At 72.0% G+C, this 24,453-nt stretch carries 19 protein-coding genes; 11 read left to right on the top strand and 8 right to left on the bottom strand.

Going from position 1 to position 24,453, the window contains the following annotated elements; genetic code table 11:
* Positions 1-69: 69 nt before the first annotated feature.
* From ABZX22_RS30900 to ABZX22_RS30890, 3 genes are all read right to left on the bottom strand, one after another.
* Positions 70-543 (bottom strand): DUF6194 family protein, encoded by a 474-nt coding sequence (locus ABZX22_RS30900; RefSeq protein WP_354915567.1) that lies wholly within the window; start codon positions 541-543, stop codon positions 70-72.
* A 117-nt stretch (positions 544-660) separates the two neighbouring features.
* A complete protein-coding gene (locus tag ABZX22_RS30895) occupies positions 661-2,484 on the bottom strand; it encodes a glycoside hydrolase family 15 protein (RefSeq protein ID WP_354915564.1) in 1,824 nt (607 codons plus the stop codon).
* 124 nt (positions 2,485-2,608) lie between these two features.
* Positions 2,609-2,968 carry a DUF2203 domain-containing protein gene (locus tag ABZX22_RS30890; RefSeq protein WP_354915561.1) on the bottom strand — a complete coding sequence of 120 codons (360 nt, stop codon included), beginning with the start codon at positions 2,966-2,968 and terminating at the stop codon, positions 2,609-2,611.
* Positions 2,969-3,199: 231 nt separating this feature from the next.
* On the opposite strand from ABZX22_RS30890, the gene clpX reads away from it, so the two are divergent.
* Positions 3,200-4,462, top strand: coding sequence for an ATP-dependent Clp protease ATP-binding subunit ClpX (clpX, locus tag ABZX22_RS30885; RefSeq protein WP_354915558.1), 1,263 nt, complete (start codon positions 3,200-3,202; stop codon positions 4,460-4,462).
* A gap of 90 nt (positions 4,463-4,552) precedes the next feature.
* On the opposite strand, the gene ABZX22_RS30880 is transcribed toward clpX, so the two are convergent.
* Positions 4,553-5,347 (bottom strand): methyltransferase domain-containing protein, encoded by a 795-nt coding sequence (locus ABZX22_RS30880; RefSeq protein ID WP_354915556.1) that lies wholly within the window; start codon positions 5,345-5,347, stop codon positions 4,553-4,555.
* A 359-nt stretch (positions 5,348-5,706) separates the two neighbouring features.
* Between ABZX22_RS30880 and ABZX22_RS30875 the strand changes: the two genes are divergently transcribed.
* Positions 5,707-7,518, top strand: coding sequence for a hypothetical protein (locus tag ABZX22_RS30875; RefSeq protein WP_354915553.1), 1,812 nt, complete (start codon positions 5,707-5,709; stop codon positions 7,516-7,518).
* A gap of 180 nt (positions 7,519-7,698) precedes the next feature.
* On the opposite strand, the gene ABZX22_RS30870 is transcribed toward ABZX22_RS30875, so the two are convergent.
* From ABZX22_RS30870 to ABZX22_RS30860, 3 genes are read right to left on the bottom strand one after another with little or no spacing between them, the layout of a single operon-like run.
* Entirely contained in the window at positions 7,699-8,481 is a 783-nt protein-coding gene (locus ABZX22_RS30870; RefSeq protein WP_354915550.1) for an alpha/beta hydrolase, read from the bottom strand.
* A 3-nt stretch (positions 8,482-8,484) separates the two neighbouring features.
* A complete protein-coding gene (locus ABZX22_RS30865; protein ID WP_354915547.1) occupies positions 8,485-9,756 on the bottom strand; it encodes a cytochrome P450 in 1,272 nt (423 codons plus the stop codon).
* 14 nt (positions 9,757-9,770) lie between these two features.
* Entirely contained in the window at positions 9,771-10,391 is a 621-nt protein-coding gene (locus tag ABZX22_RS30860) for a class I SAM-dependent methyltransferase (protein ID WP_354915544.1), read from the bottom strand.
* Positions 10,392-10,592: 201 nt separating this feature from the next.
* Between ABZX22_RS30860 and ABZX22_RS30855 the strand changes: the two genes are divergently transcribed.
* The 9 genes from ABZX22_RS30855 (at position 10,593) to ABZX22_RS30815 (ending at position 23,639) form a co-directional block, all read left to right on the top strand.
* Positions 10,593-11,123 (top strand): methyltransferase domain-containing protein, encoded by a 531-nt coding sequence (locus ABZX22_RS30855; RefSeq protein WP_354915541.1) that lies wholly within the window; start codon positions 10,593-10,595, stop codon positions 11,121-11,123.
* A 139-nt stretch (positions 11,124-11,262) separates the two neighbouring features.
* Positions 11,263-11,985: a response regulator transcription factor gene (locus tag ABZX22_RS30850; protein WP_354915539.1), complete on the top strand. Its 723-nt coding sequence runs from the start codon at positions 11,263-11,265 to the stop codon at positions 11,983-11,985.
* A gap of 309 nt (positions 11,986-12,294) precedes the next feature.
* The gene (locus ABZX22_RS30845; RefSeq protein WP_354915537.1) at positions 12,295-13,245 is read left to right on the top strand and encodes a DUF1702 family protein; all 951 of its coding nucleotides are present in this window, start codon (positions 12,295-12,297) and stop codon (positions 13,243-13,245) included.
* Complete coding sequence (locus ABZX22_RS30840; protein ID WP_354915535.1) at positions 13,242-15,107, top strand: VCBS repeat-containing protein; 1,866 nt, start codon at positions 13,242-13,244, stop codon at positions 15,105-15,107. Before ABZX22_RS30845 ends, ABZX22_RS30840 begins: the two co-directional genes overlap by 4 nt.
* A 2-nt stretch (positions 15,108-15,109) precedes the next feature.
* Positions 15,110-16,036, top strand: a complete 927-nt coding sequence (locus ABZX22_RS30835) for an enediyne biosynthesis protein UnbU (protein WP_354915533.1) — start codon at positions 15,110-15,112, stop codon at positions 16,034-16,036.
* A gap of 10 nt (positions 16,037-16,046) precedes the next feature.
* Positions 16,047-21,566 (top strand): SDR family NAD(P)-dependent oxidoreductase, encoded by a 5,520-nt coding sequence (locus ABZX22_RS30830; RefSeq protein ID WP_354915530.1) that lies wholly within the window; start codon positions 16,047-16,049, stop codon positions 21,564-21,566.
* Positions 21,533-21,982, top strand: a complete 450-nt coding sequence (locus ABZX22_RS30825) for an acyl-CoA thioesterase (RefSeq protein ID WP_354915527.1) — start codon at positions 21,533-21,535, stop codon at positions 21,980-21,982. The genes ABZX22_RS30830 and ABZX22_RS30825 overlap by 34 nt, the downstream gene beginning before the upstream one ends.
* Positions 21,979-22,713 (top strand): NAD(P)-binding domain-containing protein, encoded by a 735-nt coding sequence (locus ABZX22_RS30820; protein WP_354915524.1) that lies wholly within the window; start codon positions 21,979-21,981, stop codon positions 22,711-22,713. Before ABZX22_RS30825 ends, ABZX22_RS30820 begins: the two co-directional genes overlap by 4 nt.
* Positions 22,710-23,639 carry a hypothetical protein gene (locus tag ABZX22_RS30815; RefSeq protein ID WP_354915521.1) on the top strand — a complete coding sequence of 310 codons (930 nt, stop codon included), beginning with the start codon at positions 22,710-22,712 and terminating at the stop codon, positions 23,637-23,639. Before ABZX22_RS30820 ends, ABZX22_RS30815 begins: the two co-directional genes overlap by 4 nt.
* Here ABZX22_RS30815 and ABZX22_RS30810 read toward each other — a convergent pair.
* Entirely contained in the window at positions 23,636-24,370 is a 735-nt protein-coding gene (locus ABZX22_RS30810; RefSeq protein WP_354915518.1) for an AfsR/SARP family transcriptional regulator, read from the bottom strand. The two genes, ABZX22_RS30815 and ABZX22_RS30810, sit on opposite strands and share 4 nt — an antisense overlap.
* Positions 24,371-24,453 lie beyond the last annotated feature (83 nt).

The following is a 24,453-nucleotide window of genomic DNA, read 5'->3' as shown; positions in this document are numbered from 1 at the left end:
AACCTGCCGGTGTCCGGCCCCCACCAGCCCGGATAGCGATCGTCAAGTTTGTACCGGCGGCCCGACGGGTCAGCGGCCGGGACGGTAACGCTTGGCCGCCCTGGCGTGCGCCTCGTTCAGCAGCGTGTACGCCTGCCCGCCGGTCGCCTCGCCGGGGTTGAGGACGCAGATCCATCCCTGGACGGCGTACAGCGGGTGCGGGATGATCCGGTCGGTCGCCGTGTAGTCGACGCCGGCGTGGTGGTCGGCGTGGGCCGCGGGCGGGTAGCCGATCAGCTCCTCGAAGGCGGCGCGGCCGACGGCGATGTTCAGCCGGAACACGCCGGGCCGGTCGAGGCCGGAGGCGGTGTCCCAGCCGGGGTAGTCCTTGACGACGACCGTCGCGTACGGCAGGCGTCCGTCGGTGGGCATCGTCCCCTCGGGGGCGTAGAAGAAGAAGGTGTCCCCCCATGCCGCCTCGGGGGTGCCGTTGTCCTCGCCGGCGGTGATGGCGACGGTGGCGGGCAGGCCGCTGACGAAGTCGATGATGTCGTTCTCGGTCACGCTCGGACGGGTCCTTTCGGAGTCGGGTTCCCTCCCTTCAAGTGTTTCATTGAAGTCCTCTTGGGACTTTTCGTGCTTTCTGCTGGACTCCGGCCGGAAAACCCTCAACCAGCGCTGTCAGCCGAGCGCGCGGTCGAGGTTGAAGGCGGCGCTGATCAGCGCCAGATGGGTGAACGCCTGCGGGAAGTTGCCGAGTTGCTCGCCGGTGTGCCCGATCTGCTCGGCGAACAGGCCGACATGGTTGGCGTAGGTGAGCATCTTCTCGAAGGCCAGCCGGGCCTCGTCCAGACGTCCGGCGCGGGCGAGCGCCTCGACGTACCAGAACGAGCAGATCGAGAACGTGCCTTCCATGCCCTGCAGGCCGTCCGGGCTGGCCTGCGGGTCGTAGCGGTAGACCAGCGAGTCGGACACCAGATGGTTGCCGAGGGCGGTGAGGGTGGACATCCACTTCGGGTCGGTGGGCGCCGAGAACTTGGCCAGCGGCATCATCAGCACCGAGGCGTCGAGGACGTCGCCGTCGAGATACTGGGCGAAGGCCTCCAGGTCGCCCGACCAGCCGCGGCGCATGATCTGCCGGTAGATCGTGTCGCGGGTCCGCTGCCAGCGGGCCAGGTCGGCGGGCAGCCCGCGGTGGTTGGCCAGGCGGATGGCGCGCTCGATGGCCACCCAGCACATCAGCCGCGAGTACAGGAAGTTCTTGCGACCGCCGCGGGTCTCCCACACGCCCTCGTCGGGCTGGTCCCAGTTGTCGCACACCCAGTCGACCAGGGTGCCGACGTAGTCCCAGTCGTCGCTGGAGATCGGTTTGCCCCACTTGTCGTAGAGGTAGATGGCGTCGACGAGCGCGCCGTAGATGTCGAGCTGCAACTGGTCGACGGCGGCGTTCCCAACCCGGACCGGCCACGATCCCTGGTAGCCCTCGAAGTCGTCGAGCAGGCGTTCCGGCAGGTCGCCGCGCCCGTCGATGCCGTACATGATCTGCAAGGGCCCGGACGTGCCGGGCGTGCAGGTGCACACGCTGGTCGTCAGGAAGCGCATGAACGCCGCGGCCTCCCCGGTGAAGCCGAGCCTGAGCAGCGCGTAGACGCAGAACGCGGCGTCGCGCACCCACACGTAGCGGTAGTCCCAGTTGCGCTCGCCGCCGATCGACTCCGGCAGGCTGGTGGTCGGCGCGGCCACGATGCCGCCGGTCGGGGCGTACGTGAGCAGCTTCAGCACCAGCGCCGACCGGTGCACCATCTCGCGCCAGCGGCCGCGGTAGCGCGAGGTGGACAGCCAGCGCCGCCAGAAGGCGACGGTGGCGGTGAACTGCTCCTCGGCCTCGGTGGTCGCGCACGAGCGCGGCGCGACTCCGTCGCCGACACGGTCGAGGGCGAAGACGGCGTGCTCACCCTCCTGAAGTTTGAACTCCGACCACACGTCCGTGCCGTCGGCTTCCATCGGCACGGTGGCGGTCAGCGCCAGCGACAGGGAAGGGGTCTCGAAGACGGCCTGGCCGTGCGCCAGGCGGAGGGTGTGCTGCTCGCTTCCGTAACCGAACCGCGGCGCTATCCGCGCCCGGAAGGGGAGCGCGCCCCGCACGCAGGTCACCCGGCGGATGAGCCGGTGGCGGTCGTGCTCGAGCGCCTCGTCGGCGACGGGCATGAAGTCCTGGATCTCGCCGACGCCGTCGTTGGCGTAGAAGCGGGTGATCAGGACGTTGGTGTCGGGGAAGTAGAACTGCTTGGTCCTGGCCGGCACGTCGGCGGCCAGCTCGAACGAGCCGCCCCGCTCGCTGTCGAGGAGCGAGGCGAACACGCTGGGGGAGTCGAACCGGGGACAGCAGTACCAGTCGATCGTGCCGTTCGTGCCGACCAGCGCGGTCGTGCGCAGGTCGCCGATCAGGCCGTGGTCGGCGATCGGCAGGTATCGGGAGTTCTCGCCGGGGATCGCAGTGGCCACCGGGGCCTCCTCGCGGTTTCGAGTGGTCCGACGGTCAAAGCCTAGGAAAGCGGGTCGCCGGGCTGGGTCTGCGTCACGTCAAGGACTCGGCAGGGTTTGGCCTCGCCGCGACGACCACTGCGACTCAGAGCGGGCGACGGCCGGGAAAGCCCAGTTCGGTGCGGTGGTACCAGGACAGCTCGCGTTCGCCCTCGATCCAGCACAACCGCACCGATCGCCCGTCCAGCACCGACGGGAAGTCCACCAGGATCGGCGCGATGCCCTTCACCTCGACCCCCTGCTGCGTCCAGCCGGTCAGGATCTCCTCGATACGGGCCTCGATGCCCTTCAGCTCGGCGAGCCCGCCCAGCGGCGAGGCGCCGTGCTGCTCGCGGTCGTGGGCGATCTCGGCCAGGTCGGCGCGGGCGGCGACCAGTTCTCGGGCCTCCTCGATGATCACGGGCAGCAGCGCGCGGGCCTCGTCGAGGGTGAAGGTCCTGTCCATGACGGCACGCTATCGGCTCGGGCCGGAGGCGCGGATCCGCGGCCCGCCCGTGTTGCCGTGGCGAGGGATCCACGGTAGCGTCGCGCTTCGAATGATCTTAACATCTGAATGTTCACGACATTTGAAAAGAGGGACTCCGTGACCCGCGGGATCGACTTCACCCGTCCTGAGCCGCTGCCCGACCCGGGCCTCCGGCAGGTGCCCGCGCCCCCGACGACCGTCTGACACGCGATGGCCCACGCGGGAAGCCGGGACGCGGCGCTGAGGTGCGCGTTCTGCGGCAAGCCCCAGAAGCAGGTCAAGAAGCTCATCGCGGGTCCGGGCCGGATCTGCATCTGCGACGAGTGCGTCGAGGTGTGCACCGAGCTCGTCGACGACGACCTCGACCCCGCCGGCGCGCCGCCCAGGCCGCCGAAGCCGCGGGAGATCCACGCCTTCCTCGACCAGTACGTCATCGGGCAGGACCGGGCCAAGCGCACGCTCGCCGTGGCCGTGCACAACCACTACAAGCGTGTCAGCACGCGATCACGCCGGGGCCGGCGCGACGAGCGGGTCGAGCTCGGCAAGTCCAACATCCTGCTGATCGGCCCCACGGGCTGCGGCAAGACCCATCTCGTCCATACGCTGGCCCGCATGCTCGACGTACCCTTCGCGACGGCCGACGCCACCGCGCTCACCGAGGCCGGGTACGTCGGGGAGGACGTCGAGACCATCCTCGCCAAGCTGCTCCACGCGGCCGGCAACGACGTGCGCAAGGCCGAGCGCGGCATCGTCTACATCGACGAGATCGACAAGATCACCCGCAGGAGCGAGCACGCGTCGCTCACCCGGGACGTCTCCGGCGAGGGCGTCCAGCAGGCACTGCTGAAGATCCTCGAAGGGACCGTCGTCAGTGTGCCCCCGCTGACCGGCCGCAAGCACCCGCAGGAGGAGTACGTCCGGATGGACACCACCGACGTGCTGTTCGTCGCCGGCGGCGCCTTCTCCGGGCTCGAACCGATCATCGACCAGCGGGCGGGGCGCGGGGCCGCCGGGTTCGGCGCCACGGTCCGCGGGGAGACGGACCCCGACCCGTTCGCCGAGGTCATGCCGCAGGACCTGCGGCGGTTCGGGCTGATCCCCGAGTTCGTCGGCCGCCTGCCGGTCGTGGCCACCTTCCAGCCACTGGACGGTGCGGCGGTGGCGCGGATCCTCACCGAGCCGCGCAACGCGCTGATCAGGCAGTACCAGCGGCTGTTCGAGATGGACGGCGTGGCGCTGGACTTCGCCGACGGCGCCGTCGAGGCGATCGCCGAGCTGGCGCTGCTGCGCCGTACCGGGGCCAGGGCGGCGCGCGCGATCCTCGAGGAGGTGCTGCTCGGCGTCATGTACGAGATCCCGGGCCGGAATGACGTGGCGCGCGTGGTGATCGGGCGCGACACGGTGCTCCGCAACGCCGGCCCGACCCTGGTGCCGCGCTCCGACGACGGGCGCCGCCACCGACGGTCGGCCTAGCGGTGGCCATGCTCGCGCCGCGCACCATCGAGGCCACCAACGGTCGGCCTGCGGGCTCGCGCCGTGCCGCCGGGGTCGCTGACGGCCGGTCTAAGGGGTCGCGCCGCGCACCGCCCAGGCCCGGGCGGGCAGCGTGATCGACCCGTCGGCCGCCACCGGGAGTCGCTCGCGCAGCCGGTCCCGCAGGGCCGTCCGGTGTGCCTCGGACAGGGACGCGGCGTACGCCGGCGCCGGGCCCTGAGCGCCGAGGAACGGCCGCCAGTAGTCGTCGAAGTCCGGGAAGACCACGGCCACCTCGATCGGCTCGACCAGCACGTCGCTCAGCCCGGCGCCGGCCCACAACGCGCGCAACGGCTCCGGTCGGCAGAGCGGGAACCGGGTCCCTTCGTCCAGCGCCTCCGCGTCCGGATCGAGTTCGGCGGCGGCCGCCCAGAAGGCCCGGATGATCGCCATTCGGCCGGAGTAGTCCCAGACGTACGCCGCGACCGTCCCGCCCGGTGCGGTCACCCGGGCCAGCTCGGCCACGGCCGCCGGCGCGTCCGGCACGAAGTTCAGCACCAGCCCGCTGACCGCGACGTCGAACCGCCTGTCCTCGAACGGCAGCGCCCCCGCCTCGGCGGCCGCGAACCGGACCCGCGGGTCGGCGACCAGCTCCCGCGCGTGCCTGACGAATCCGTGCGACGGATCGACCCCGACCACCTCGGCCGGCGCGGCGGCGCCCGGCACCGCGGCGGCCAGCGCGCCGGTACCGCAGCCGGCGTCCAGCCAGCGCCGGCCGGCCGGTACGGCGAGCCACGAGACGAACGCCGTGGCCACCATCCGGCTCCACCGGCCCATGTAACGCTCATACGCCTCGCCGACCTGCCAGATCCTCCTCCCACCCATGGTGTGACGCTACGCCGGCGGGCCGGGCGACGGCTCGCCGGGCGCCATGCCGCGGCCCTCCGCCCGTTGGCCGGTCGTCCCGCGCGGGTCGACCGGCCTGCGCGCCCAGGGCGCCGCGCCTGCGTGCAGGGTGTCCGCGCCTGCGTGCAGGGTGTCGCGCCTGCGTGCAGGGTGTCCGCGCCTGCGTGCAGGGTGTCCGCGCCTGCGTGCAGGGTGTCGCGTCTGCGTGCAGGGTGTCGCGCCCGTGGTGGCCGGGGGCGGATCCGGCCGCGCGACCTCCTGCGAGGGGCGGAAAGATCTCGGATCCGGGGTTTGCCGCCCGGGTTATCCTCGGCTCGCCCCCGAGCCTTGGAGCCGCGATGTCACGCAAGCTCAGGACCCTGTTATCACTCTTCGTGCTGGCCGTGACCCCGCTGGTCGCCGGCCCGTCGCCGGCCGTGGCCGCGGCGCCGTCCGGTGCCGCGGTCACGGCACCGGACGGCGAGAAGTGGATCACTCTGGTCACCGGAGACCGGGTGTTGCTGCGGCCGGACGCGCCACGCGGACAGGACGTGGTGGTCAGACCCGGCCGCGGGCGTGACCAGGTACGCTTCCGCAGCTACACCGACCATGGCGACACCTATGTGGTCCCGTCCGACGCCGAGGGACGCGACCGTGAGCTGTTCAACCTGACCAGGTCGGGAGGAGCGCGCCGGGCGGCGGCCACGACCACGGCGGCGGAGACCTTCGACGTCACCATCCGCGTGCTCGACCACCAGGGCCGGCCCACCTCGACCTGGTCGGCGGTGTTCAACAGCCTCGAGGTGGAGCAGTCGTTCTCCCCCCACGACCCCTCGGGCACGGTGGTGGCCAAGCTCCCGCGCGGCTCCTACTACCTGCAGGCGGAGGTGCGGACCGGGCCGCTCGTCACGCACATCGTCGAGCCGCTGTTCGTGGTCGACGGGGACCGTACGCTCGACCTGGTGGCCACCGAGGGCAAGCCGGTCGGCATCACGCTGGACCGGCCGGAGGCGGTCGGCGGCGAGGTCGCGTTGATCTTCGAGCGGTACACGCCGGACGGCCGGTTCGTCGGGCAGGGGTACCACGCGGTGAACTTCGCCGACACCCTGGTGCGGCCGTCGACCACGGCGGCGCCGCCCGGACAGTTCACCTTCTACGTCGCCGGGCGCTTCGCCAAGCCCGACGGCGCGGGCGGCTTCGCGGGCAGCCCGTACCTCTACCACCTCCAGTGGGTGCAGCCCGACAGGGTGCCCGCGGACCTGGTGCGGCACATCCCCGACGGCAACCTGGCGACTGTCGACTCGACGTTCGCCGCCTCGGCCCCCGGCAAGGTCGGCCAGAAGGACTACCTGGTCTCGGCGCCGCTGCCGTTCTCCCTCAAGGAGTACTACATCCCCGACACCCACTGGCTGTCGTCGTTCGGCCAGTTCGACGGCGCGGTCGGGGCCACCCCCGAGATCATCACCTACAGCGGGCCCAAGGTGTTCACCGCGGGTACGGTCTCGCGCGAGAGCTGGGGTGTGGCCGCGTTCGGGCCGTCCTTCCCGCCGGCGTGGCCGTGGTCCTGGACGAAGGCGGTGCGGTCCGGCGACACCCTGGACGTCGAGATCCCGCTGTTCACCGACCAGAACCCGATCAGGGAGACGCGCTCCACGGTCGACCGGGCCGCCACCGTCCTGTACCGGGACGGCAGGGTGGTCGGGCACACCGCGCTCCCCGGCAAGGGCTCCTTCACCCTGCCCCCGGGCGAGGGCTCCTACCGCCTGACGGCCACGGCCCGCCGCAGCGGCGTCTCGGGCCTGTCGGCCGAGGTCCGCGCGTCATGGACGTTCAGGTCCGGCACGGGCGAGCAGCGGCTGCCCCTGGCCGTGGTCCGGTTCGCGCCCGGCCTGGACGAGTACAACCGGGCGGCGTCAGGGCCCTTCTCCTTCCCGGTCTACGTGCAGCGGCAGGACGGCTCCACGCCCAGCGCCGTGCGGCGGCTGAACGTCGAGATCTCCTACGACGACGGCCGGTCGTGGCGGTCGGCGCGCCTGGAGGGCGCGGGCGACCAGTGGAAGGCGACGGTCTGGCACCCCAGGTCGGGGCATGTCTCGCTACGCGCCGCCCTCGTCGACGCTTCCGGCAACCGCGCCGAGCTCACGATCCTGCGGGCCTACCGGATCCGCTGAGCCGTAACAGCCGAGGACCCCGCCATGGAGATGGCGGGGTCCTCCGCGTGATGCGCCACCTCGTCGAGACCGTGCCCCCTTCCGCGGCCGGAGCGGCGGCGGGGGCGGGGGCGGGGGCGAGGGCCGGCATCCACGGCGGGAGGGGAGGACGAGGCGGGACCTCGTCCTCCCCTCGACGGTTCAGCCGGTCAGCAGGAAGGAGCGGATCAGGCCGACCATCTCGGCCGTCTTCTCGAAGATCGCGAAGTGGCCGCTGTCGACCTCGGCGTAGGCGCTGCCGGGAATGGCGGCCCGCAGCTCCTGCGAGCGTTCCACCGGGACGATCTGGTCCCGGGTCAGCCCGATCACCAGCGTGCGAGCGGAGATCTTGGGCAGCAGGTCCCGGATGTCGGCCTGGAGGTCCAGCTCGATCTGGCGGGCCAGGCCGGGAGCGGGCTGGTTGGCGGCCAAAACGGCGCTCAGCCCCTCGTCGCTGAGCGCGCTGAGGTAGCCGGGGGTGAAGCCCTGCAGCATGCCTAACCTGCTGAACAGGTCGAAGTCGGTCCGCGCCAGATCGCGCCAGAGCCCGAAGTTCAGCCGGTGCCGTACGTCGTCCCCGTGCGCCCAGCCGGCGATGAGCACGAGGCTCCTGACCAGGTCGGGGTGGTGCGCGGCGGTGGCGGCGGCCACCACCGCGCCCAGCGAGGCGCCGACCAGATCCACCGGACCCGGTGCAGCCGTGCGGGCGACCGCCACGACCTGGTCGGCCAGGCCCTCGACGGTCAGCGGCGCGCCGCCGTCCGTGGTCCTGCCGCTGCCACTCAGGTCCGGCGTGACGACGGTACGGCGGTCGGCGAAGCCGCCGACCACGTGGCCCCAGCTGGCCTCGGCGCCCGCCTGCGTGCCGTGCAGCATGATCAGGCCAGGGCCGGAGCCGGTGAGCGCGTAGTGCACGTCGGCGTCGGCCACAGTGACCGTGGGCATGGGCTACTTCCTCCTGGGCGGGTAGTCGGTGACGGGGGTGAAGGCGACGGGCAGGCTGGCCAGGCCGCGGAACATCGAGCTGCGCTGGTAGACGAACTGCTCCTCGGGGATCGTCACGCGCAGGTCGTCCAGCCAGATGAGGCGCTCCAGGGCGGCGGCGATCTCCAGCCGGCCCAGGATGGCGCCCAGGCAGTAGCGCATGCCCGCGCCGAACGACATCGGCTGCACGCCGGTGCGGGTGATGTCGAAGCGGTCGGGGTCGGGGAACTCCGCGGGGTCGCGGTTGGCGGCGCCCATGAGGGCCACGACGAAGTCGCCGGCGGGCAGCGTGACGCCGCCGAGCTCGACGTCCTCGGTGAGCCTGCGACTGTTGGACTGCACGGCCGAGTCGTAGCGCAGGCACTCGCTGACCGCGTCGGCCATGCGGTCCGGGTCCTGCCTGAGCAGCCGGATCTGCTCGGGATGGTGGATGAAGGCCAGGATGCTGTTGGAGATCTGGTTGGTGACCGTGTCGTGCCCGGCGAAGACCACCGAGATGATCGTGCTGATGATGGCGCTCAGCGTGAGCGGCCGGTCGCCGCCGCCCCTGCCCTCCTCCAGGGCCTCCAGCATGACGCCGATGAGGTCCTCGCCGGCCCGGTCGGGCCGTTCGGCGATCAGCTGGGCCAGGTAGTCGCTGAACTGGCCCATGGCGATGTGGCCGATCCTGATCTCCTCCTCGGTCGGGACGAGATCCAGGGTCGGGGCGATGTCCAGCGACCAGACGCGCACCTTCTCGTGGCCTTCCTCAGGCACGCCGAGCAGCTCGCAGATGAAGATCAGCGCGAGTGGCGCGGCGAAGTCCTTCACCAGGTCCATCTCGCCGCGCCGGACCAGCGGCTCGAGCAGCTCGTCGACCACGCGGCGGATCTGCGGCTCCATCGCCCGCATGCGCTTGGGCTTGAAGGCCGGGCTGATGAGGGAGCGCAGGAACCCGTGCTGCGGGTCGTCCTCGAAGAAGATCGTGTCCCGCATCACCTCCTTGAGCGCGCCGGGGCCGACCATCTCCTCCCAGTGGTCGCGGACGTTGGCGCAGGCGAAGCGCTTGTCGCTCATGGCCGTGCGCACGTCCTCGTAGCGGGTGACGTACCAGGTGCCGTCCTTGCCCCGGTGGACCGGGTCGTGGCGGAGCAGCCAGTGGTAGAAGGGATAGGGGTCGCGCTGGTAGGTGGGGTCGAGGCAGTCCAGGCCGGTGGCGGGAACGGGGGAGTCGGTGTCGGTCAGCTGTGTCGTCATCGGTTGTCTCCGGGTCAGCCGCGGACGGCTTCGACGGCCCAGGCGGGCAGCCGCCCCCGTCCGCGATCGTCGGTGTCGAGGTTGAGCCCCGCGGACCGGAAGAATCCGGTGGCCGTCGCGGTGACCAGGAAGGTGTCCACGCGCAGCGCGGTGATGGTCCAGCCCGCGCCGCCCAGGGCGGTGCGGAAGTCCTGCTCGGAGATCGTGAAGACGCCCGGGACTTCGACGGTCACCGCGTCGGAGAAGCAGACGACCAACAGCTTGGCGCCGGGCCTGGCGGTGCGGTGGAGCTCGGCGGCGTAGCGGTCGCGCTGCTCGGCGTCGAGGCAGTCGAAGACGCCGCTGTCGATGATCGTGTCGAAGCGGCAGTCGTAACCGCGCAGGTCGGTGACGTCGGCGACGGCGTACTCCACCTCGGCGCCGCGGTCGCGCGAGCGCTGCCGTGCCCACTCGATCGCGGTGGGCGCGATGTCCACGCCCGTCACCCGGTATCCGCGGGCGGCGAGGAAGATCGCGTTGTCGCCCGCGCCGCATCCGACGTCGAGCACGTCGCCGCTGACCTGCCCCCTGCCCTCGAACTCGACGACCACCGGTTGTGGTTCCCCGATGTCCCACGGGACCGTGTCGAATTCCATCCCTGGCACCGGAGACGCACCCCGGTAGAGGGTTTCGAAATCGGCGGCTACTGTCTCCGACATGACGACTCTCCTCTAGAAATGCCCTTTTTGCTCCTTTCTATAGGAAAGGGAAGGAAGTGAGCTGGGGGCGTTTCTTGCTGCTGACAGATTCTTTTCGATCTCCGCCAGATTCCGTATGTGGCGGGATACGTTGTCACCATGGCTGAAAAAGCGGTACCTGAGCGTTTGTCATGGGCGGTGGAGACGCTGGAGCTCGCGCCTTCGGATCGTGTGCTGGAGATCGGATGCGGCCGCGGCGTCGCCGCCGAGCTCGTCCTCGACCGGCTCAAGGAGGGCACCTTCGCCGCCATCGACCGGTCGCGGGTGGCGATCGAGGCGGCCAGGCAGCGCAACGACGTGAGCGTCGCGGCGGGCAGGGCGAGCTTCGAGGTCATGGGACTCGAGGAGGCCGCGTTCGACGACGGCTCCTTCGACAAGATCTTCTCGGTCAACGTCAACCTGTTCTGGACGCGCTCCCCGGCCAGGGAACTGACCGCGCTGCGCCGCTGGCTGGCTCCCGGCGGCAGCCTGCACCTGTGCTGGGAGCCGCCCGGCGCGGGACGCGCCAGGGAGATCGTCGACAAGGTGGTCCCCGCCGTCGAGGCGCACGGGTTCGCGGCCACCCCCGTGACCGACGTCACCTCCACCTCGGCCGCCCTGGTGTGCATCGTGGCCCGGCCGCGCGACTGATTGGTCCGAAGGTTGTACGGCGGGCTGCCTCTTTCGGTCCCGCGGTCCGACCTTCGGTCCGGATGCGTTGAAGGAGCCCGTTCGCCGCGTAGCGTCGCGGACATGGCCGATCCCGGTCGAACCTCTGGAGGGGATGGCTGTGAAGGTGAACGGATCCACGAGCGGGCTCCCCGTTCTGGAGCAGGCGAGCTACCACCACTCCCTGCACGGGGAGAGCGCCGGCTTCCTGCGGGTGGCCGTCCATGTCGACAACGACCTGGTCAGGCACGGCCTCAACGTCATGCTCGGCGCGCTCGCCCCGGTACGGCACGTCCGGCTGTGCGCGCTCCGCTCCGAGGTGCTGGAGCTGGCCCGCCAGCGGGCGTTCGACCTGCTCATCCTCGGCCTCGGCGGGCTCAACGGGGCAGAGGTGTGCATGCTGGCCGCCGAGGTGTGCCGGCACGACGTCAAGGTGCTGGTGCTGATCGCCGGCGTGGACGAGGACGGCCTCGACCTGGCCACCGCGGTGCCGTGCAACGGCTTCCTCGTCCAGGACGAGCTGACCGCCCAGGCGCTGGACGCCGCCATCTGCGGCGTGGTGGCCGGCGACGTGCCGATGCCGTCGTTCCTGGCCAACCGGCTGCTGAGCCGGGCCAGGGCGGACTTCCGCCAGTCGCAGTCGCGTATCAACACCCTGACCCCGCGCGAGCGTGAGGTGCTCGACCTGCTGGTCGAGGGGCTCGGCAACAAACAGATCGCGCTGCGCCTGCATATCTCCCAGCACGGCGTCAAACGCCTGGTGTCCAATGTTCTGGCGAAACTCAACTGCTCGAACCGGACCCTCGCGGTGGCCATCGCCTTGCGGAGCGCATACGGCGCCTAGTCGAAATTTGTGTTTTTCCATCACGTCCCCGCCTTGATGTGCGGGGGCGTGATTTTCGCTGTTCGGCGGCTTTTGGGCTAGCCGGATGGCTACCCCTAGGGGGGTGCCCATCTAGGTCTTCAGATAAGGCGTCGTCCGTGCTGATATGAGGAAAATGGTGATGATTTATATAGAAAAATGAGAAAGGGGACAGGCGATGCGCCAAATCAGAGTGAAAAAGCCTAGAAGGGCACCCGCGGCACTCGAAACTCTTGATCTTCGCACTCCTTCCGGCCGGGTCCTGTCCTACTAGATCCAGTGAGGTAGACCATGACCGCGACACTGCTACGTCGCGCGCTCGCCCTCGATCCCGCGCGGCTCACCCTGGCCCGGCTGGGCTTCCCCCAGGCCGCCCCCGGCGTGCGTGACCGGCTCGACGAGGTGGTCCGCAGCTTCGTGCGCGGCTACAACGACGGCCTCACCCAGTCCTCCGGCCCGCTCGACCTTTCCGGCGTCACGCCCGAGTTCCGCGGGTTCGCCTACGAGGGCGCGGCCATGAGCAGGTGCCTGCTCGACGTGCTGAGCCTGTCGGGCGGACGGCGGCTGCGCGACCTCCGCGAGGATCGGGGCGCGGGTTACATCCATCTCATCACCGTCGGCGCGGGATGGGCCTACGCCCGGCTGCGGCTGCCGGTCTGGCGGCTGGCCCGCCCCTGGCATCCCCTGCTGGGCTGGCTTGCCTGGGACGGCTGGGGCTTCCACCAGGCGTTCTTCCGGCCCGAGGCGGTCTTCGGCCGGCAGTGGATCGAGCGCGCGGCCCGCGGCCCGGTCAGAGCGATCAGGGACCAGGGCGTGGGCCGCGCGCTGTGGTTCTACGGAGCCGCCGAGCCCGAGCGCGTCGCGGCGACGATCGAGCGGTTCGCCCCCGAGCGCCGGGGCGATCTGTGGGCCGGGATCGGGCTGGCCGCCACCTACACCGGCGCGCTGGCGGCCGACGGCGTGGACGACCTGGCCGCTCTGGCCGCGAGCCACCGCGCGGACCTCGCCCAGGGCGCCGCCTTCGCGGCCAAGGCGCACCACCTGTCCGGCATCGAGCCCGCGGGCACGGCGATCGCCGTGGAGCGACTGACCGGCGCGGATCTGGCCACCGCGGCTGCGTGGACCGACCGCGCCTTCGAGCAGGTGGTCAGCCTGCCCAGCTCCACCACCGCCTACGAGGCGTGGCGTGCGCGGATCCGCCACGCCTGGGCGGAGGCCCACCAGGCGAAGGAGACGACATGATCGAAAGACTGCGGACGGGTGCGGCCGCCTTCTGCTCGGTGGTGCTGATCACCGGCGGGGTCTTCGCCGCGCAGGCTCCGTCCATCTCCGCCGCGGAGGAGGACCGGCTCGCCGGCCGCTTCGCCTTCCGGCAGACGGCGCTGAACACGACCGACACCCGGCGAACGGTCCGGGCGGTCGCGCCCGCCTACAAGCGGATCAGCCACTGGATCTCCTCCGTCGGCGCCGGTCTGGCCATGGACGACGTGGACGGCAACGGGCGCCCGGACGACGTGTGCCTGGTGGACACCCGGGACGACTCGGTGACGATCCGCCCGGTGCCCGGCACGGGCGACCGCTATCCGGTCGTCACGCTCACGCCCGGCAGCCTGCCGTACACCTCCACGATGGCGCCGACGGGCTGCGTGACCGGCGACTTCGACCAGAACGGCAGCACCGACGCGATGGTCTACTACTGGGGCCGCTCGCCGGTGCTGTTCCTGCGCACCGGGAGCACGTTGGCCTTCACCGCGCAGGAGCTGGTCAAGCCGTACCAGGTGTGGAACAGCAACGCGGCCTCGCTCGCCGACGTCGACGGTGACGGCAGGACCGACATCGTGATCGGCAACTACTTCCCCGACGGCGCGCGGGTGCTCGATCCGGCCGCCCGGCAGGACGAGCTGCACATGCAGACCTCCATGTCGTCCTCGGTCAACGGCGGGGTCAACCGCATCCTGCTGAACGCGGGCAAGCCGGGCGAGGCGCGGTTCTCCGACGTGCCCGGCGTGCTGGACGCGGCCGTGGCCAGGAGCTGGACGCTGGCCATCGGCGCGCAGGACCTGAACGGCGACGGCCTGTCCGAGCTCTACTTCGCCAACGACTTCGGCGCCGACCACCTGCTGCGCAACCTGTCGACGCCGGGCCGGCCCCGCTTCGAGGTCCAGGGCGGCATCAGGCACCTGACGACACCCAAGTCCAAGGTCCTGGGGCGCGACTCCTTCAAGGGCATGGGCGTCGCCTTCACCCACCTCAACGACGACGGCGCGCCCGACATGGTGGTGAGCAACATCACCGAGGAGTTCGCCCTGCAGGAGAGCAACTTCGCCTGGGTCAGCACCCGGCGCGAGGTGCTGGGCGCGGGCGGCACGGCCCACTACGACGACCTCAGCGAACCGCTCGGGCTGTCGAGGTCGGGCTGGGGCTGGGACATCAAGGCCGGCGACTTCGGCGGGGACGGCGACGTGCAGGTGCTCCAGGCCACCGGGTTCGTCGCCGGTGAGGACAACCGGTGGGCGAACCTGCAGGAGCTGGCGATGGCCAACGACGTTGTGGTGAGCAATCCCACCATCTGGCCACAAGTCATCCCGGGCGATGATATTTCGGGATCTGATCCCAATCCCTTCTTCGCGCGAGACCGGGACGGCCGCTTCCACGACATCGCCGCCCGGCTCGGCGTGGCGGACCCCGGCGTCTCCAGGGGAATCGCCCTGGCCGACGTGGACCACGACGGCAAGCTGGACTTCGCCGTGGCCAACCAGTGGCGCGCCTCCTACGTCTACCGCAACACCAGGCCCACCGACCTGCCGTACCTGGGCCTGACCCTGAAGCGGCCCGCGGGCTGCGGCTCGTCGACCGCCACGACCCCGGCCGTCGGCGCGAGCGTGACGCTCCGCTCGGGCGCGGCGGGCATCTCCGCCGGTCAGCTCTACCCGGCCAACGGCCACGGTGGAGTCTCCGCCGCCGAGCTGCTGTTCGCGCTGGCCGACCCGAAGGCCCCGGTCCCGGTCACCGTGACCTGGCGTGACGGGTGCGGCACCCGCCACACCACCGACGCCACCCTGAAGCCGGGCTGGCACGAACTGGTTCTCCGTCCGGAGGTATGACCATGAAACGCGACCCCAGGACGGCGGCCCTGCGCCGGTTCGCCCTGTCCATCACGGTCTTCAACATCGTCGGCCATCTCCTTCTCGGCTTCGAGCAGGCCTACATCACCCCGATCGCCACCGTCCTGCTGGCCTACGTGCTGGAGCTCGGACTGGAGACGATCGACGCGCGGGCCAGGCGGCGGCCGGCGAAGTACCTGGGCGGCTGGGTCAAGCTCATGGACTTCCTGCTGCCGGCGCACATCAGCGCCCTGGCCTGCGCGATGCTGATGTACGCCAACGAGCGGCTGGAACCGGTACTGCTCGCGGTGGTGATCGCCATCACCTCCAAGTACCTCTTCCGCGTCATGGTGATCGACCGCACCGGCAGGCGGAGCGTCCGGCACGTGCTCAACCCGTCCAACTTCGGGATCGTCGTCGTGCTGCTGGCCTTCCCCTGGGTCAGCATCGCGCCGCCGTACCACTTCACCGAGTTCGTCTCGGGCCCGGTCGACTGGATCATCCCGCTGGCCATCCTGTCCGCGGGCACCATGCTCAACGCCAAGCTCACCGGGAAGATCCCCCTCATCCTCGGCTGGGTCGGCGGCTTCGCGGCGCAGGCGCTCATCAGGACCGCCGTGGACGGCACCTCGACGTGGAGCGCCCTGCTGGTGATGAGCGGGACGGCGTTCATCCTCTACACCAACTACATGATCACCGACCCGGGGACCACGCCGGTGGCCCGCTGGCGGCAGGTCGCGTTCGGGGCGGGGACGGCCGCGGTCTACGGCCTGCTGGTCTCCTTCCACATCGTGTTCGGCCTGTTCTTCGCGCTGACCATCGTGTGCGCCATCCGCGGCGTCGCGCTCGCGCTCGTCTCGATCTCGCGGCGCAGGAGCGCGCCCGCCGGCGAGCCGGTCCTGGTGCCGGAACCCGCCGTCGCCCGCTGAGGAGCTGATCATGAGTTCTGCGATCGCCATCGTGGGGACGGGCTGCCGATACCCTGACGCCCGCGACCCCGGGCAGCTGTGGGAACTGGTCCTGTCGCGCCGCCGGGCCTTCCGGCCGATCCCCACGGTCCGGCTGGGCTCGGGCTACCGCAGCTCCGATCCCGGCGACCCCGACCGCACCTACGTCGGGTACGCCGCGGTGCTGGAGGGCTGGGAGTTCGACCGGTCCCGCTTCCGCATCCCCGGCCCGGTGTACCGGGCCACGGATCCGGCGCACTGGCTGGCCCTCGAGGTCGCCGCGGACACGCTGGCCGACGCCGGGTACGGCGGCGCCGAAGGGCTGGACCGGCGACGCGTGGGCGTGGTGGTGGGCAACACCATGGCCGGGGAGTTCAGCCGGGCGGCGGCCCTGCGGCTGCGCTGGCCGTACGTGGAAGGCGTGATGCGCGAGGTGCTCGCGGCCGAGGACCCCGCGCGGCTGCGTGGCCTGCTGGCGCGGGCCGAGCAGATCTTCAAGGCGCCCTTCGCCGAGCCGTCCGACGAGACCCTCGCGGGCGGGCTGGCCAACACCATCGCCGGCCGCATCTGCAACTACTTCGACCTGGGCGGCGGCGGCTACACCGTGGACGGGGCCTGCTCGTCGTCGCTGCTGGCGGTCATCACGGCCTGTACGGCGCTGCGCGAAGGGGAGGTCGACTTCGCCCTGGCGGGCGGTGTCGACCTCAGCCTCGACCCCTTCGAGCTGGTCGGGTTCGCCAGGACCGGCGCGCTGGCGAACGGAGCCATGCGCGTCTACGACGCCCGGCCCACGGGGTTCTGGCCCGGCGAGGGCTGCGGGATGGTCGCGCTGATGCGGTTGGACGACGCTCTGGCCGCGGGCCGCGCCCCGGTCGCGGTCATCAGCGGCTGGGGCGTCTCATCGGACGGTCAGGGCGGCATCACCCGGCCCGAACGGGGCGGGCAGCTGCTGGCGATCGAGCGGGCCTACCGGCGCGCCGGGTGGGGGCCCGAGACCGTCTCACTGTTCGAGGGACACGGAACCGGCACCGCTGTCGGCGACAGCGTGGAGCTGGCCGCCCTCATGGAAGCCCAGCGCGGCGGCCGCGAGCTACCGCCCGCCGCGTTGGGCTCCATCAAGGCCAACATCGGCCACACCAAGGCGGCCGCCGGGGTGGCGGGGCTGTTGAAGGCGGCCACCGCGCTGCAGCGCCAGGTCATCCCCCCGACCACCGGCTGCGAGGAGCCGCACGAGCTGCTGCGTGCGGCCGGTGCCCCGCTCCGCGTCGTCGCCGGGGCGGAGCCCTGGCCCGACGCGCCCCTGCGGGCGGCGGTGAGCGCCATGGGGTTCGGCGGGATCAACGCCCACGTGGTGCTCGAAGCCGCCATGCGGCCGGTGGGTCGTCCCCTTACCGCGCCCGAGCGCAGCACAGCCGGGCGTCCGCGCGGCCACGAGGCGTTCGTCTTCGCCGCCGACACCGTCGAGGAGCTGGCGGCGACGCTGGCGAGGACCGCCGAGGTGGCCGCCGCGATGTCCTTCGCCGACCACGTCGACCTCGCGGCGAGCCTGGCGGTCTCGACGGGCCGGCGCCGGTACCGGGCCGGCATCGTGGCGCGGGATCCGGCACAGCTGGGCAGGCGCGCGGGGCAGGCGGCCGCGATGCTGGCCGGGGCAGGCGAGGCCAGGTTGCTCACCGCTCCGGGGATCTTCGTCTCCGGCATCGCCGAGGGCCGGGTGGGCCTGCTGTTCACGGGACAGGGCGCGCCGGTGCCCACCGGTCCCGGCGCTCTCGCCTCCGTGCTGCCCGAGGTCCGCTTCGGCACCGGGGAACGCGACGACGGGCCCGTGGACACCTCGGTCGCCCAGCCCCAGATCTTCTCGGCGTCCATGGCCGGCCTGCGCTGGCTGGACCGCCTGGGGGTGAGCGCCGTCGCCGCGGCCGGGCACAGCCTCGGCGAGATCACCGCCCTGTGCTGGGCCGGCGCCTTCTCCGAGCCGGACGCCCTGGACCTGGTCACCTTCCGCGGCCAGGTGATGAGCGAGGAGGGCGAGGCGGGGACGGGCATGGCCGCCGTCCACGCCCCGGCCGAGACCGTGGCCCACCTGATCGACGACACCGAGCTGGTGATCTCGGCGGACAACGGCGCCTCCCAGGTCGTCGGCGGCCCGGTCGGCGAGCTCGAACGGGTGCTGGCGAGGGCGCGCGAGGCCGGCCTGCAGTGCACCCGGCTCCAGGTGAGCCACGCCTTCCACACCAGGGCCATGCTCGCGGCGGAGTGGCCCCTGTCCAGCCACCTGGCCGAGATGGAGATGGCGCCCATCTCCCGGCCCGTCTACTCCACGATCCTGGGTGCGAAGGCGACGCCCGCGACGGACCTGCGACGGGCGCTGGCCGCGCAGGTCACCGGTCCGGTGCTGTTCCGCCAGGCCGTCGAGCTGCTCTCGCGCGACTGCGACCTGCTCGTGGAGGTGGGGCCGGGCAGGGGGCTGGCGACCCTGGCCGCAGGCATCACCGACGTGCCCGCCGTCTCCCTGGACGTGGGGGCGGCCTCGGCCGAGGGACTGTGCCAGGTGGCCGCCGCGCTGCATGCCGTCGGCGCCGTGGACGATCTGCGCGCCATGTTCGCCGCGGGCTTCCACCGGCCCTTCGACCTGTGGCGGGACCCGTCCTTCCTGGTCAACCCGTGCGAGCGGACGACTGGGGAGCTCCCGGCCCCCGCCGAGCCCGACAGGGACGCCGCGGCCGGCGACGTCGACGCGCTGGTGCGCGATCTGGTCGCCGCGGCGCTCGAGCTGCCGAGCGAGGCGATCAGCGAGAGCGACCTGCTGATCGGCGACCTCCACCTCAACTCGCTGCGCGTGGCCCAGCTCGTGGTGGACGCGGCCAACGCCTGCGACCGGGCGGTGCCCGAGCTGCCGCCCTCTCTGGCCGACGCCACGGTGGCCGACCTGATGGCCACCGTGCGGGAGCTGCCCTCCGGGGCCAGGGAGGCCGAGCCGACGGTGCCGCGCGGCCTGTCGCCCTGGCATCGCCTCTTCGTGCCCGAGGCGCATCCCGTGGAGCCGCCCGACGCGCCCGCCGAGCCCCATGCCTGGCAGGTGCACGGTCTCGCGCCGCTGCGTGACGCGGTCGAGCCACGCCTGGTCACGGCGCCGCACGGGCCTCCCGCGGTGCTGGTCTTCCTGCCCGCCGACCCCGGCGATCAGGACATCGCCGTCCTGGTCGACGCCTCCCGCCAGGCCGTGGCCGCCGGAACGCCGCTGGTCGTCATCGACCAGGGCGACACCGCCTCCGGCTTCGCGGGAACGCTCCGCCAGGAGCACCCCGGCCAGATCGTCCGCCTGGTGCGCGCCGACTGCCCTGGCCGCTGCCCGGTGGCCGCCGAGGCGCTGGCCAAGGTGATCGCCGCTCCCGCCGCCATGGCCGACGACCTGCTCGTCGACGACGACGCGCGGATCTTCGCCGTCACCCACCGGCCGCTGGAGCCCGCCACCGGCGCGCACATCGGGCTCGGCCCCGACGACGTGGCGCTCGTCACCGGTGGCGGCCGGGGCATCGGCCTGGAGACCGCTCTCGCGCTGGCCTCACGAGGGGTACGGCTGGCGCTGCTCGGCCGCGGCGACCCCGACCACGACGAGGAGCTGCGCGCCAACCTCGAAAGGCTGCGGGAGGCCGGGGCGGCCTTCCACTACATCGCGGCCGACGTCTGCGACGCCGCCGCCGTCCGTCGCGGGGTCGCGCAGGCCACGCGGGCCCTGGGCCCCATCACGGCTCTCGTGCACAGCAGCGGCGTCAACCGCCCGGCCAGGTTCACCGACCTGAGCGCCGCCGACTTCGCCGAGCACGCCGCGCCCAAGGTGGGCGGGCTGCGCACGGTCCTGGACGCGCTGGACACCGACCGGATACGCGTCGTGATCACCTACGGATCGGTGATCGGCAGGTACGGCCTGCACGGCGAGGCCCACTACGCGCTGGCCAACGGCCGCATGCGCGAACTGGTGCGCACCCTGCGGTCCCGCCTGCCCGCCGCCTACGTGTGCAACCTCGACTGGACGGCCTGGTCGGGCGCGGGCATGGGGGAGCGGCTGCACGTCGTGCACGACCTCGAACGGGCCGGTGTCACGCCGCTGCCCGCGGCCCGCGGCGTGCAGTTCCTGCTCCAGGTGCTGGCGACGCGCCCGGAGCCGGCCTCGATCGTGATCTCCGGCAGGCATCCCGCGCTGGACCGCGCCGCGGACACCGCACCGGGAACGGCCCGCTACCTGGAGCACGTGCGGCTGCACGTGCCCGGTGTCGAGCTGGTGGCCGAGGCCATCCTCACCGCGGAGCGGGACGCGTTCCTGGCCGACCACCGGATCGACGGGCTGCGCGTGCTGCCCGCGGTCTGCGCCATGGAGGCCATGGCGCAGGCGGCGCGGCTGCTGACCGGGCAGGCCGCGACCTGCCTGGAGCTCGGGCGCTTCACCCGCCCGATCGTGGTCCCCGAGGAGGGCGGCCGCACCATCCGCATCTGCGCCCAGGTGCGCGAGGACAAGGGGGTCGACGTCGCGATCCTCAGCGACGAGACCGGCTTCGCCGTCGATCACTTCAGCTGCCGGGTCGCGGGCCCCGCGCAGGAGGCGGCGATCCTGGAGGTACCGGCGCGCCGGTCGCCGGTGCCGCCGCACGAGGCCGCCCGGCTGTACGGCCCGCTGTTCTTCCACGGGCCCGCCTTCCAGCTGCTGCGAGGCTACGAGCATCTGGAGGCCACCGCGTGCACCGCGGTGCTCGCGCCCGGTGGTGCGGCAGGCGACACCGAGCTGGGGGACCACGCGCGCAACGACGCCACCATCCATGTCCTGCAGGCGTGCGTTCCGCACCGCCGCCTGTTGCCGGTCGGCTGCGACCGCCTGACGGTCCACCGGCGGGCGGTCGCGGACGACCACCTGGTGCTCGCCGCGGCCGAGCGGTCGAGGCAGGGCGCCGACTACACCTACGACGTGGTGGTCTCCCAGGCCACGGGAGAGCCGGTCGTCACCTGGGAGGGGCTGCGGCTGCGGGACGTCGGGCCGCTGCCGGCCTTCACCCGCTGGCCGCGGCTGCTCCTGAGGCCCTACCTGACCCGCGCGCTCGCCTCCCACCTGCCCGGTGCGGACGTCGAGCTGGACCTCGGCGAGGACCTCACACTCGAGGTCCTGCCGCCGGACTCCGCGATGCTGGCGGGCGCCGAGCTCGCGCGAGCCGTACCGGACGGCGCGGACCCCTGGCCCGGCCTGACCCGCGAGCTGGTACGGCTGGCCGCCGAGCCGGTGGGCCACGTGCTGGCCCGCACGCGCGGCCTCCGGGACTGCCTTGCCAGGGCCGGACGCGACGACGAGGCGCCGCCGGAGATCCAGGGCGTCTACGACCAGGGCTGGGCGGTCCTGCGGGCGGGCGACGACCTGCTGGTCTCCGCCCTGGTGCAGGTCGAGGGGGCGGACGACCCGGTCGCCATCACCGCATTCATGGAAGGAGAACAGTGCGCCCTTACTACGCCTATGAGCACCTCGTGACCTTCGCGGACACGAACCTGGTCGGCAACGTCTACTTCGCCCGGCACCTGGCCTGGCAGGGGGAGTGCAGGGAACGCTTCCTGGCCGAGCACGCTCCGGAGATCCTGGCTCAGCTGGGCGACGACCTCGCGCTGGTCACGCTGGCCTGCTCGTGCGACTACTTCGGCGAGCTGTACGCCTTCGACCGGGTCTCCATCCGCATGACCCTCAGCGGCCTGGAGCAGAACCGCGTCACCATGGGCTTCGCCTACTACCGGGTCAACATCGACCCCGCGCAGCTGGTGGCGCGGGGATCCCAGACGATCGCCTGCATGCTTCGCACGGAGCGGGGGCTGACGCCGGTGGCCGTTCCAGGTGGGCTGCGGCGGGCTCTCGAGCGCTATTCGGATCAGCTGGTGGGTGGAGGAGTGCAGTGAACACACAGATCCTGCGATGGCGCGAGGGCACGGCACGGCGCCGGGTCGCGGCCATGCCGTCAGGTACCAAGACCGCGATCAGCATCGTCGGCTGCGGCCAGATGGGCTCGGCGCTGGCGCGGGCGCTGTCCGGCAAGGGCACCCGGCTGTTCCTGACCAGCCGGGTGCGCCGGTCGGCCGCCCAGCTGGCGCGGCAGGTCCAGGGCGCCGTCGCCGGCCCGCTGGAATGGGCGGTGGCCAACGGCGACGTGGTGATCCTGGCCACGCCGGTCGACGCCACGTGCGAGGAGATCGCTCCGCGCCTCCAGGGCCTGGTGAACGACAAGGTGCTCATCGACGTGTCCAATCCCGGCCTGGTGGACAACCGGGGCCGGCCCGACGTCTCCGCCGCCGAGCGCATCGCGCAGGCCATGCCCGGCGGGTACGTGGTGAAGGCGCTGAACTGCGTGGCCGCCAAGCGGCTCGGCGAGCTGAGCTCCGGCCACGAGCGGCTGACCATTCCCGTGGCGGGTGACGACATGTGGGCCAAGGCCTGCGTGGCCGACCTGGTCCACCGCATCGGCTTCGACACGGCCGACGCCGGAGCGCTGTCGAGCAGCCGCTGGATCGAGGGGCTCAGCTGGCTGCTGTTGCAGATCGAGAACTCGGCCGACGCGGACGAGACCGTGCGGCTGCCCTTGCTGCGGGTCGCGGCCGCCGAGGCGGGCGCCGCTCAGGGAGGAATGTCATGACCGTCACCCAGCAGCCCGTGCGGCCGGCCGCGGTACCCACCCGGCGCGCCCTGGTCGTCGTCCTGAGCGTCGTGGGCGGCGCCGTGCTGAGCATGATCTGGTCGGCGACGTTCGTCGACAAGGTCATCGGCGGCACCGTCGCCACCACCCTCCTGGGAGGCGACCCTCAGGACTTCGCCTTCACCGGCACCGCGGCGGGGATGATCTTCGCCTTCGTCACCGGCGTGGCGGGCACCTTCACCGCGTGCAACGTGGCCGTCTTCGGTGCCCTCGCGCCGATGTTCGGCGAGGGGGAGGGGGTGCGCGGCCGGATGGTCAGCGCGCTGCGCCCGCTCGGCTGGCTCGTCGTGGGCATGGTGGTGGTCTCCGCCACCTACGGCGTGATCGCCGCCCTGGTGGGCGACGGCATGCCGCAGGCCTCGACCGCGCCCTCCGGCCCCGGGCTCTCCCCGCGCTCCGTCCAGTCCATGGTCGCCTTCGGCCTGATCGGGCTGGTGATGATCTATCTCGGGCTGGCCGCGCTGAACGTGGTCCGCGACCCGCTGCGGCGGATCTCGGCGCGCTTCCCGCACGCCCGTGTCCTGCTCATGGGCGCGCTCATCGGCGGGTTCCTCGTCGGCCGCCCGTACGGGCTGTTCCGGCAGCTCTTCCGGGACACCGCCGCCAGTCACGACCCCTTCTACGGCGCGCTGGCCTTCGTCCTGCAGTCGGCCGGCAACATCCTCCTGGTCGCGGTGCTCTTCCTGGCCCTGGCCGGGTTCGCGGGCGGCCGGCTGCACCGGTGGTTCACCGCCAAGCCGGGCCGGGCGGCCGTGGTCGCCGGGTCGGCGCTCCTCGTGGTCGGCGTGTTCACCCTGCTGTACTGGGACGTCAGGCTGCTGGCCCGCCGCGAGCTCATCTGGTATCCGATGGCGCCCTGGTCCTAGCCGATCGACAGCACCTCGCGCTGGACCCGTTCCACTTCGGGGGACGGGTCCACGCCCAGTTCGCTGTCGAGCACGGCACGCAGGTGCTCGTAGGCCAGCAGCGCCTCGCTGCGCCGTCCGGACCGGTGGAGAGCCGTGATGAGCTGCGCGTGGAACCACTCGTTCAGCGGGTGGGTCGTCACCAGCCCGCGCAACTCGCCCACGAGCTGGCGGTGCAGCCCCAGCTCCAGCTCGGTCTGGATGACCAGCTCGTACGCGTGCAGCCGCTTCTCCTCCAGGAAGACCGCGTGGGCCTGCAGCGCCCGCCCCTGGGCCACGGTGGCCAGGGCGGCGCCGGTCCACAGGTCCAGCGCCTGCCGGAACGTGCGGGCGGCGGTTTCCCTGTCGCCCTCCTCGAGCAGCCGGTGACCTTCGTCGAGACGCCGGTGGAACAGCGTGGCGTCCACGGTGTCCTCCTCGGCGCGCAGCAGGTAGCCGTGCGGCGTGGTGACCAGGCGGGCCCGGCCCAGCAGCGTGCGCAGGCGGTAGACGTAGGTCTGGGCGGTCGTCACGGCGGTCTTGGGAGTGCGCTCCCCCCAGAGCTCGTCCACCAGCGCGTCCAGCGGCACGGCCTGGTTGTTGCCCTGGAGGAGCAGCAGGGAGAGCACCTGGCGCAGGCGCGCCGCCCTGGGCGTGATGTCGAGGCGGTCGCGGCACACCGCGACCGGGCCCAGCACGCGGAACTCGATCATCTGAGCACCGTCCTTCCGCCCCGTGAACGGATCGACGGTACGGCCGGCCCCCGCCGTGGACAAGACCGCTCACCGAAGGTTCG

It is taken from the genome of Nonomuraea sp. NPDC003804, from assembly GCF_040610675.1.
GTDB lineage: Bacteria > Actinomycetota > Actinomycetes > Streptosporangiales > Streptosporangiaceae > Nonomuraea.
Note: the sequence above shows the minus strand (reverse complement) of the source record. Positions and strands in the feature narration are given on the sequence as shown.